The following is an 8597-nucleotide window of genomic DNA, read 5'->3' as shown; positions in this document are numbered from 1 at the left end:
TAACCCCCCCCGGGGGCGCGCGCTTGCCCCCCCGCCCCCCCGGGCGCCCCCCCGGGGGGCCCCCCCCCCCCGCCCCCTCCCGGCCCGGGCCCGCATACGGGCCCCGGCCGTCCGGTCGTTCAGGACCGGCGCAGCGCGGCGTCGGCCACCGCGCCGATCCGGCCGGCCGCCTCCCGGCCGAGCATCTCCTCGTGGCCGCAGGCGACGTCGTGCACCGTCAGCGCGCCGGTCAGGTGCGCGCGCCAGCGGTCGGCGAGCTCGGCGGCGGGGGCGCCCTGCACCTCGTCGGCGGCGGTGAACAGCAGCAGCGAGCCGTCGAACCGGCCGGGGGTGAACTCCCGGGCGATGTCCGTGTGGTGGCGCATCACCGCCATCAGCCGGCGCAGCTCCCCGTCGTCGATGCCCGCCCCGGCGGCGTGGTGGGCGAGGAAGGCCCCGCGGATCTCCTCGTCGGTCGGGTTGTGGTCGCCCGGCAGCACCGGGAAGACGTCCAGCGCCGCCAGGAAGGCCACCCGCTCGCCCGCCGCCTGGAGCTGCACCGCCATCTCGTGCGCGACCAGCCCGCCGAAGGACCAGCCCAGCAGGTGGTACGGGCCGTGCGGCTGCACCCGGCGGATCCTAGCCAGGTACGTGGCCGCCAGCTCCCGCACGCCCTGCGGCCGTTCCCACTCCCCCTCGGGCGCGGCGACGCCGTCGGACTGCAGCGCGTACACCGGCCGGGCCGGGTCGAGGTGCGGGGCCAGCTCCGCGTACGGCAGGCCGAAGCCGACCCCGCCGTGCACGCAGAACAGCGGCTCGGCGGTGCCGCCCGGCCGGATCGGCAGCACCGGCTCCAGCACCGTCGCGGGGAGCCGCTGCTCGGTGGCGGGCCGGGCGGCGGCGGCGAGGGCCGCCACCGTCTTGTGGGTGAAGACGTCGGCCAGCGAGAGCGTGAGCCCGGCCTTCGCGGCCCGGCTGACGATCTGCACCGAGCGCAGGCTGTCGCCGCCGAGGTCGAAGAAGTCCCCGTCGGCGCCGACCTGGTCGAGGCCGAGGATCTCGCCGAAGACCCCGGCGATGACCTCCTCGGCCGGCGTGCCCGGGCGCCGCACCGGGGCCTGCGCGGCGGCGGGCGCAGCACCGGGCGCCGGCAGGGCGCGGGTGTCGAGCTTGCCGTTCGCGGTCAGCGGCAGCGCGGGCAGCGTCACCAGCGTCGCGGGCACCATGTGCGCGGGGAGCGACTCGGCGACGAACGCGCGCAGCACCGGCACGTCGACGGCGGCGACGCCGGGCAGCGGCACCACGTACCCGGTCAGCTGGGGCACGCCGGTGGGCGAGGGCGCGACCTGCACCGCGGCCTGCACGACCACCGGGTGGCGCACCAGCGCGGCCTCGATCTCGCCGAGCTCGATCCGGAAGCCGCGCAGCTTCACCTGGTGGTCCACCCGGCCGACGTAGTCGAGCGTGCCGTCGGCCCGCCAGCGGACCAGGTCGCCGGTGCGGTACATCCGGGTGCCGGCCGGCCCGTACGGGTCGGCGACGAAGCGCTCGGCGGTGGTGACGGGGCGGCGCAGGTAGCCGTGTGCCAGGCCGGTGCCGGCGATGTACAGCTCGCCGGTGACGCCGACCGGCGCGGGCGCGAGGGCGTCGTCCAGGACGTACAGCCGGTGGTTGTCCAGCGGGCGGCCGATCGGCGGGCGGCCGCTGCCGGGGCGCAGCGGGTCGCTCCAGGTGGCGCAGACCGAGGCCTCGGTCGGGCCGTAGGCGTTGCGGAACTCGGTCAGCGGGGCGAACCGGTCGACCAGCGCGGCCGGGCAGGCCTCGCCGCCGACCAGCAGGTGCAGGCCCTCGGGCAGCACCACGTCCTCGGGCAGGCCGGCCACCACGGTGGGCGGCAGCACCACGTGGTTGACCTGGTGCTCGGCGAGCAGCGCGCCCAGCACCTCGCCGGAGACCCGGCTCTCGTCGGTGGCGACCACCAGGGTGCCGCCCGAGTACAGCGAGACGCCGAGCTCCCAGACGGTGGCGTCGAAGCTGAACGAGGCGAACTGCAGCACCCGGGTGTCCGGCCCCGCGCCCATCCGCGCCTGGTGGTTGGCGGCCAGGTTGGCCGCCCCCAGGTGCGGCACCGCGACGCCCTTGGGGCGGCCGGTGGAGCCCGAGGTGTAGATCACGTAGGCGACGTCCTGCGGGACGAGCGGCCGGGTGCGGTCGGCGTCGACGGGGTTGCGGTCGGGCCGGCCGGTCAGGTCGGACCGGGTGCGCAGGGAGTCCAGGACCAGCGGGACGACGCCCTCGGGCAGCCCCGGGATCCGGTCGGCGACCGCCTCGACGGTCAGCACCTGGGCGGGCGCCGCGTCGTCGAGCATGTAGGCGATCCGCTCGGCCGGGTACTGCGGGTCGACCGGCAGGTAGGCGGCGCCGGTCTTGAGCACCGCCAGCAGCGCGATCACCAGCGGCGCGGAGCGCGGCATCGCCAGCGCGACCACGTCGCCGGGGCCGACCCCGCGCTCCAGCAGCAGGTGGGCGAGCCGGTTGGCCCGCTCGTTGAGCGCCGCGTAGGACAGCCGCATCGTCGCCGGGCCGGCCGGTACGCCGTCCGGGCCGATCAGCGCGGGGTGGTCCGGGTCGGCGGCCGCCAGGCCCTCGAACACGGCGGTCAGGGTGACCGGGGTGAACGGGGCGGTCGGGCCGGCCCACTCCTCCAGCAGGACGCGGCGCTCCTCGGCGGTGAGCAGGTCGAGGGCGCTGAGCGGTGCGTCGGGGGTGCGGGCGGCGGAGTCGAGCAGGGTGGCCAGGGCCCGGGCGAGGCGGGCCGCCGTCGCCCCGGTGAACAGGTCCTCGCGGTACTCCAGGCGGATGTCCAGTCCGGCCGGGGCGCCGTCCGGGCCGGTCCGCTCCAGCACCTGGAAGGACAGGTCGAACTTGGCCGTCGTGCTGCCGATCGGCAGCACCTCGGCGCTCAGGCCGGGCATCGCGGGCAGCGGGTCGGCACTGTTCTCGAAGGCCAGGATCACCTGGAAGAGCGGCTGCCGGCCCATCGAGCGGACCGGGTTGAGCTCCTCCACCAGGTGCTCGAACGGCAGTTCGGCGTGCCCGTAGGCGGTCAGGTCGGTCTCCCGGACCCGCCCGAGCAGGGCGGCGAACGCCGGGTCGCCCGAGGTGTCGGTGCGCAGCACCACGGTGTTGACGAAGAAGCCGACCAGGTCGCGGACGGCGTCGTCGGTGCGCCCGGCCACCGGGCTGCCGAGCGGGATGTCGGTGCCCGCGCCCAGCCGGGTGAGGAGCGCGGCCAGGCCCGCCTGGACGGCCATGAACAGGCTGGCGCCGCCGCGCCGGGCCAGTTCGGCGAGCCGGGCGTGGGCCTCGGCGGGCACCGTGCACTCGACCTCGGCGCCGCGGTGCCCGGCCCGGGCCGGGCGGGGGAAGTCGGTGGGCAGGTCCAGCTCCTCCGGGATGCCCGCCAGCGCCTCGCGCCAGTGCGCGAGTTCGGCGCTGGCCAGGCTGTCCGGGTCGTCCTTGGAGCCGAGCAGTTCGCGCTGCCAGAGCGCGTGGTCGGCGTACTGCACCGGCAGCGGCTCCCAGCGCGGCCCGGCGCCGTCCAGCCGGGCCCGGTAGGCGTCGGAGAGGTCGCGGGCGAGCGGGCCGAGCGACCAGCCGTCGGCGGCGATGTGGTGCACCGTCAGGGCCAGCGCGTGGCTGTCCCGGCCGAGGGTGAACAGCCGGGCCCGCAGCGGCACCTGGGCGGACAGTTCGAAGGGGTGGGCGGCCTCGGCGGCCAGCGCCGCCTCCAGCGCGCCCGGCGCCGCCCCGGAGAGGTCCACCACGACCAGCGGGGCGCCGGCCTGCTCGGCCTCCTCGGCGGAGAGCACCAGCTGCGAGGGCAGCCCGTCGGCCTCGGCGAAGACGGTGCGCAGGCTCTCGTGCCGGGCCACCACGTCCCGGACGGCGGCGGCCAGCGCGGCGGCGTCCAGCGGGCCGGTGAGGCGGACCGCCAGCGGGATGTTGTAGCTGCCGGTGGGGCCGTCCATCTTGTCCAGGAACCAGAGCCGCTCCTGGGCGTGCGAGAGCGGCACCGAGGACGGCCGGTTCGGGACGGCGCGCAGCGCGGGGCGCCGGGGGGCCGGCTCCGCCGCGTCGGCGGCCGCCGACTCCGGGTCGAGGACGCGGGCCAGCGCCTCGGCCGTCCGGGCGTCGAACAGGGCCCGCACCGGGACGTCCGCGCCGAGCGCGGCACGCAGCCGGTTGGCGACCCTGGTCGCGGACAGCGAGTGGCCGCCGAGTTCGAAGAAGTCGTCGTCGGCGCCGACCCGGTCGAGCCCGAGGGCCTCCGCGAAGACCGCGCAGAGCAGTTCCTCGCGCTCCCCCACGGGCTCGCGTCCGGTGCCCGCCCGCTCGTCCGGCGGGGCGGGCAGGGCCTTGCGGTCGACCTTGCCGTTGGGGGTCAGCGGCAGGTCGTCCAAGGGAACGTACACGGCAGGGATCATGTGCGTGGGCAGCACCGATGACGCCCGCTCCCGCAAGCGGTCGCGGTCGATCCCTGCCGGTACGACATAGGCGACCAGGCGGGCGTCCCCCGCCTGGTCGGTGCGGGCCGTGACGACGGCCCGCGTCACTCCGGGCTGCGCCGCGAGCACGGACTCGATCTCGCCGAGTTCGATGCGGTAGCCACGGATCTTCACCTGGTGGTCGCTGCGCCCCGCGTACTCCAGGGCGGTGCCGGCGGCGTCCCAGCGGACGATGTCGCCGGTGCGGTACATCCGCGCGCCGCTCGGGCCGTACGGGTCGGCGACGAAGCGCTCGGCGCTCAGGCCGGGGCGGCCCAGGTAGCCGCGGGCCAGGCCGGTGCCGGCGAGGTAGAGGTCGCCGAAGGTGCCGTCGGGGACGGGGCGCAGCGCGCCGTCCAGGACGTACACCCGGGTGTTGGCGATCGGGCCGCCGATCGGCGGCGGCCCGGCCGCGGTGGTGGTCAGCGGCGCGGCGGTGGACCAGATGGTGGTCTCGGTCGGGCCGTACACGTTGGTCACGGACGCGCAGTGCGCGGTGAGGGTGCGGGCCAGCGGCTCGGGCAGCGCCTCGCCGCCGACCAGGGCGCGCAGGCCGGCCAGCCGGGGGGCGTGGTCGGCGGCGAGCGACTGCCAGAGGCTGGGGGTGGCCTGCAGCAGGGTGGCGTCCAGGCCGGTGACGGCGTCCGCCAGGGCGGCCGGGTCGCGGACCGTCTCGCGGTCGGCGACCAGCAGTTCGGCGCCGGCGGCGAGCGGGACGAACAGCTCCAGGTTGGCGATGTCGAAGCCGAAGGTGGTGACGGCGAGGAAGCGGTCCTCGGTGGTCACCTCGAAGCGGGCGACCATGTCCTCGACCAGGTTGACCAGCGCCCGGTGCGGCACCACGACGCCCTTGGGGCGGCCGGTGGAGCCCGAGGTGTAGATCACGTACGCGGGGTGGTCGGCGTGCGGGGCCGTGCCCGGTACGCGCTGCCCGGGCGCACCGGTCGCGGCGTCCGGGCCGTCCAGGACCCACAGTTCGCCGGTGCTCATCTCGCCTTCGGAGGCTTCGGCGGCGAGGAGTTCGCGCACCCGGCGGTGGGTGAGGGTGACCACCGGGGCGGCGTCGGCGAGCATGTAGCGCAGCCGGTCGGCCGGGTAGTCCGGGTCCAGCGGCAGGTAGGCCGCGCCGGACTTGAGGACGGCCAGGGCGGCCACCACCAGGTCGCAGGAGCGGTCCAGCGCGATCGCCACCACCTGCTCCGGGCCGGCCCCGGCGGCGTGCAGGGCGTGCGCCAGCGCGTCGGCGCGGGCGTGCAGTTCGCGGTAGGTCAGGCGCTCCCCGCCGCAGCGCACGGCGGGCGCGTCCGGGGTGCGGGCGGCCCGGGCGGCCAGCAGCGGGGCCAGCCAGTCGCCGGGCAGCGGCGTCCCGGTGGCGTTGCGGGTCTCGGTGATCCCGGCGCGCTCGGCCTCGTCCAGGACGTCCAGCCGGCCGCACGGCTCGTCGGGCCGGGCGACGGCGGCGGCCAGCAGCCGGGCGAAGCGCCGCCCGACCAGTTCGGCCTCCGCCCGGGTGACCAGCGCGGGCACGTGGTTGACGGCCAGGCCGAACGGGGTGCCGGGGAAGACCGTGAGGGTGACCGGGAAGTGGGTGGCGGAGCGGACGTCGGCGCCGGTCACCCGGGGGCCGGTGCCGGTGGCCAGCGGCAGGCCGCCCATCGGGTAGTTCTGGAACATCAGGGCGGTGTCGAAGAGTTCGCCGCGCACGGCGGTGAGCTGCTGGACCTCCGCCAGGGTCAGGTGCTCGTGCGCCAGCAGCGCGGTCTGCGACCGCTGCACGTCGGCGAAGAGCTCGGCCGGGGTGCGGGCCGGGTCGACGTCCACCCGGACCGGGAGCGTGTTGGCGAACAGGCCCACCATCCGCTCGACGTCCGGGACCTCGGCCGGCCGGCCGGAGGTGACCGCGCCGAACAGCACGGTGTCCTGGCCGGTCAGCCGGGACAGCAGCAGCGCCCAGCAGCCCTGCACCACCGCGTTGACGGTCAGGCCGCGCGAGCGGGCGAAGCCGGTCAGCGCGGTGGAGACCTCGGGGGTCAGCTCCAGCGGGACGGCCTGCGGCAGCGCGGCCGCGCCGGCGGCCCGGTCGCGGCCGGCCGGCACCAGCCGGGTCGGGTCGACGACCCCGGCCAGGGCGGCGGTCCAGGCCTGCCGGGCGGCCTCCTTGTCCTGCGCGCCGAGCCAGGCCAGGTGCGCCTGGTAGCGGGCCGCGCCGGCCCGCGGCTGCTTGGCGGGGGTGCCGCCGGCCTTCAGCTCCTCGGCGAGCGCGGCGAGTTCGCCGATCAGCGAGACCATCGACCAGCCGTCCACCAGGATGTGGTGGACGGTCCAGACCAGCCGGCAGCGCCCGCCCTCGGCGCGGGCCAGGGTGAGCCGCTGGAGCGGCGGGCGGGCGAGGTCGAAGCGGCGCAGCCGGTCCTCCTCGGCGAGCCGGTCGAACTCCGCCTCCGGCCCCTCGGCGGAGGCCGCCACCGCGACCTCGCGCCACGGCAGTTCGACCGACGTGGGGATCACCTGGATCGCCTCGCCGTTCTTGCGGTGCCGGAAGCAGGCCTTCAGGTTGGGGTGCCGCTCCAGGAGCAGGCCCGCCGCGGTGCGCAGCGCGGCGGCATCGGCGTCGGTCAGCTCGTCCAGGTCGAGGACCAGCTGAATGGTGTAGACGTCCGTCCCCTCACGGTCGTACTCCGAGAGAAAGAGCAGTCCCTGTTGCAGCGGCGAGAGCGGAAGGACTTCACTGATGGCGGACGGCCGATTCAAACCGGGCTCCTCGTGGAAGGCCTGCAAGTGCGGAATAACAAACGCTTTCCGATGGCGCTGACGAGCAACTGACCGGCAACTGACGGACGGCTGACGCGTGCCTCCGGACGGGTCCGAAACCCTGGTCGCGGACCCCGTCAGCAGTCCGTCAGCCCCTCGTCAGCGCCCGGCGGGAGGCTTGCCGCCGAGGCTAATTCGTTACCGAAGGCCAGGAGTCTCCAGTGCCGGTCATTTCCGCGTCGCACGAATTCGAGGTCAGCGACCTCTTCGTGAATCTGCAGCCGTTCTTCGGGCACCGTCTCTTCCTGAAAGTCGAAGGGTTCAACTTCGCCGGGTCCATCAAGCTGAAAGCGGCCCGGGAAATGGTCGCGCAGGCCGAGGCGGCGGGCGTCCTCGGCCCCGGCTCGACCCTGGTGGAATCCTCGTCCGGGAACATGGGCGTCGCCCTGAGCGTGCTCGCCGCCAGCCGCGGCTACAAGTTCATCTGTGTCACCGACTCTCGCTGCAACGAGGTCACCCGCCGCACCATGGAGTCGTACGGCGCCGAGGTGCACCTGATCACCGAGCCGCACGAGACCGAGGGCTTCCTCGGTGCGCGGATCCGCCACGTCAAGGCGCTGCTCGCCGCCGACGAGAAGCGGGTCTGGCTCAACCAGTACCTGAGTCCGGGCAACTGGATGGCGCACTACCGGACCACCGCGCCGGCCATCGCCCGCCAGTTCCCGGACCTGAACGTGCTGTTCATCGGCGCGGGCACGACCGGGACGCTGATGGGCTGCGCCCGGTACTTCCGCGAGCGGCGCCCCTCGGTGCGGGTCGTCCCGGTCGACAGCGTCGGCTCGGTCACCTTCGGCGCCCCGCCGGCCACCCGGCACATCCCGGGCCTGGGCACCAGCGTGCGGCCCGCGCTGCTGGACGAGTCGCTGGTGGAGCGGGCGGTCCACGTCGAGGAGACCGACACCGTCCGCACCTGCCGCGAACTGATGCGCGGCGGCTTCCTGTTCGGCGGCTCCACCGGGACGGCCGTCAGCGGCGCGCTGCGCTGGCTGAACGAGCACTACGGCGACGGCGCGGGCGGCGTGCGCGAGCGGGTGACCGCCGTGACCATCTCGCCGGACCTGGGCGAGCGCTACATGGACACCGTCTACCACGACGAGTGGGTGCGCGGTTCGGTCGGCCCGGAGGGCCTGCTGCCCGGGGTCGAGCACCGGGGCCTCGGGGCGGGCGTCGCCGCCGGGCTCCAGACCGTGTCCGGCTGACCGGTCCGCCGGGGGCGGGGCCTGCGGGGTCGGGGCCGGCGGGGTCAGAGGGTCGAGAGTT

2 protein-coding genes are annotated in these 8597 nt (G+C 75.9%); one reads left to right on the top strand and one right to left on the bottom strand.

The genetic code is table 11. The features are described 5' to 3' along the window. Window positions 1–119: 119 nt before the first annotated feature. Window positions 120–7277, bottom strand: coding sequence for an amino acid adenylation domain-containing protein (locus tag ACFVHI_RS04725; protein ID WP_380335722.1), 7158 nt, complete (start codon window positions 7275–7277; stop codon window positions 120–122). Window positions 7278–7498: 221 nt separating this feature from the next. Here ACFVHI_RS04725 and sbnA point away from each other — a divergent pair, with 221 nt between their 5' ends. Continuing rightward, complete coding sequence (gene sbnA / locus ACFVHI_RS04720) at window positions 7499–8536, top strand: 2,3-diaminopropionate biosynthesis protein SbnA (RefSeq protein WP_063348730.1); 1038 nt, start codon at window positions 7499–7501, stop codon at window positions 8534–8536. Window positions 8537–8597: the final 61 nt, after the last annotated feature.

This window comes from Kitasatospora sp. NPDC127121, assembly GCF_042677305.1.
In the GTDB taxonomy this organism is placed as follows: Bacteria; Actinomycetota; Actinomycetes; order Streptomycetales; family Streptomycetaceae; genus Kitasatospora.
The sequence above is the reverse complement of the archived record's forward strand: the minus strand, read 5'-3'. Positions and strand labels throughout refer to the sequence as shown.